The 2,221-nt window shown below is 28.3% G+C and carries 3 protein-coding genes; 2 read left to right on the top strand and 1 reads right to left on the bottom strand.

The window, feature by feature from the left end; translation table 11 throughout:
* Positions 1–311: 311 nt before the first annotated feature.
* The gene (locus AC30RD_RS08615) at positions 312–617 is read right to left on the bottom strand and encodes a hypothetical protein (protein ID WP_489494094.1); all 306 of its coding nucleotides are present in this window, start codon (positions 615–617) and stop codon (positions 312–314) included.
* Positions 618–771: 154 nt separating this feature from the next.
* On the opposite strand from AC30RD_RS08615, the gene AC30RD_RS08610 reads away from it, so the two are divergent.
* Both AC30RD_RS08610 and AC30RD_RS08605 read left to right on the top strand, forming a co-directional pair.
* Positions 772–996: a hypothetical protein gene (locus AC30RD_RS08610; RefSeq protein ID WP_489494092.1), complete on the top strand. Its 225-nt coding sequence runs from the start codon at positions 772–774 to the stop codon at positions 994–996.
* A 61-nt stretch (positions 997–1,057) separates the two neighbouring features.
* Positions 1,058–2,221 (top strand): tyrosine-type recombinase/integrase (locus AC30RD_RS08605; RefSeq protein ID WP_489494091.1); only part of this gene is annotated, 1,164 nt, incomplete at its 3' end.

The raw sequence follows: 2,221 nt of genomic DNA, 5'->3' as shown, positions 1-2,221 counted from the left end.
GTTAAATAATCAGGTATAGCCACCCAAAAAATTATCATTTTTTGTGTGGCGTTAAAGCTTAAGCGGTTAACTACATTTGCTATCGCAAAGTTTATTTTGCTATGTAATACTTAATATTACAAATATATAAATTAATTTGTACAAATCAAATTCTCTATATATAACATTTATAAAAATTCAGTATTTTAAAAATTTTATTCTGAAATATTAAAAAGAAGAAAAATTATAAGCAATTTTATAACAAGCATTTTTCATTTAAAATTTAAAAATAGGGAGGGCATAATGCCAACATCCCTATATATGCTATTATACTATAAAAAATCATTCTTTTCATCTTCATTTTTTCCTTTTTCTAATTCTTCTGCGATTTTTCGATTAACAAAAGCTTCTATCTCCATTTTTGTCATTTCGACTTCTTCGGGATCTGCAATTCTTAAAAGTTCCATTTTTTCTCTGTGAAACTCTTTTGCCATCATTAACGCTTCTTCGAAAGTAAGAAATTCATTTTCTTCCATCAATTTTTTGGCTTCCTGCTCTATATTATATGCGATAGTGGAAAAATTAAGTCTTTCCAAATCGTCAAGAACACTATTTGTTTCTTTTTGTGGATCTATCATCTTCTGTTCCTTTTAATGAAACTAATTTTTTAAAATTATATCTATTAAATTTATTCTAATCAATATAGGTTCTATCATAATGCAACTATTTTTACTTAAAAATTAAAACAAAAACTCTTATCATTTTGTTATCAAGATAAACAAGGAGGAGAAAATGCCAAAATATGTCCAAACTAAAAATCTTTCCAAAATTTTTGATTTATCAATAGATTTTTTTAAAAGAAGAATGTTTAAAGAGTTCAAAGAAGGTATCCATTTTTTTATTCCTCCTGGATCATCAAAAACTAAAAAAGCAATCCTTTGGGATGTTGAAGCTATTGAAAATTGGTTAAGAGGAAATTATATAGATCCTGAATTGGATGAGCTTCTATCAAGATAATATAGGATAAAATATGATTATTGATTGTAGGTGCACCAAATCCTCAAAAAAGGAGGAAAAGGTGCTAGAAATAAAAGCTTCCATTTTAGATAGGAAAAATCGAAACCACTGGTATATTAAATACCAAGTGTTCTTTGAAAATGGAGATGTTAAAACTTATCAAATTAGCACAAAAGTGTCTAAAAAAGAAAAAAGCAAAAATTTTATGCAAACAAAATATCTTCCAGCCTGGATAGCAAGAAAAAAGGAAGAGTTTAAAGTAAAAGATGGCAAGAAAAAAAAGTTTGACTATTTTGCAGAACTCTTTTTACAGCAAGTAACTCATTATCATGACTATAATAATATAAAAGCTAGAGTCGAAAAAATTCTAAAAAAGTTTGGTAGTAAAGATATCCAAAAAATTACTAAATTGGATATAAAAATCTTCTTGCAAAACCTGAGATGTCATAAAACCGGTAAAGAACTTACCAAAAATACAAAATCCAAATATCTTAGGGTATTTCATGGAATTTTTGAATTAGCTGAAGATGCCGGTTTAATTCAAAGAAATTGGACATACGACATAAAGCTACCTGGCAGCAAAATGGTAAATCTAAACAAAATAAGACCCTTTACTACTGAAGAAGTAAATACTCTACTTCATAGAAGCAATGGACTTCTAAATTGCTATCTAGGTATAGCCTTTAATCAAGGAATGAGCCCTTCAGAGATTATCGCTCTGCAAATTTCCGATATTGATCTATCAAATAAAACAATATCTATAAAGAGAGATTTAACAAAAGGCGAAATTCATGAAACAAAAACGCAATATAGAACAAGAACCATTCCTCTTTTTAATTCGGCTCTTCCTTATATAGAAAAACTTTTAATAGAAGCCAAAAGAAAAAAGTCCATTTGGCTATTTACCAAAAAAGATGGCTCTCATCTTTATGATATAAAAGACATTAGAGGTAACAGAGCCATAATCAAAAACGGCAAAGTTATCAAGAAAAACAGCGGATGGTATAAACTTCTTGAAGATTGCAATATAGAGTATAGGGATCTAAAAAATTGTCGTCATACATTTGCGGTAAGAGCAATTGAGAGTAAAATGTTTACTCTCCAAGAGATTGCCAATATTTTAGGACATGGAAGTTTAGAGATGATTTTCAATCATTACGCAAAATGGATTGGTGATAAAGCGCTAAATATGAAAAGAGATATAAATTTGTTTGATAACATTTCA

This window comes from Nitrosophilus sp. (assembly GCF_982775275.1).
The sequence above is the reverse complement of the archived record's forward strand: the minus strand, read 5'-3'. Positions and strand labels throughout refer to the sequence as shown.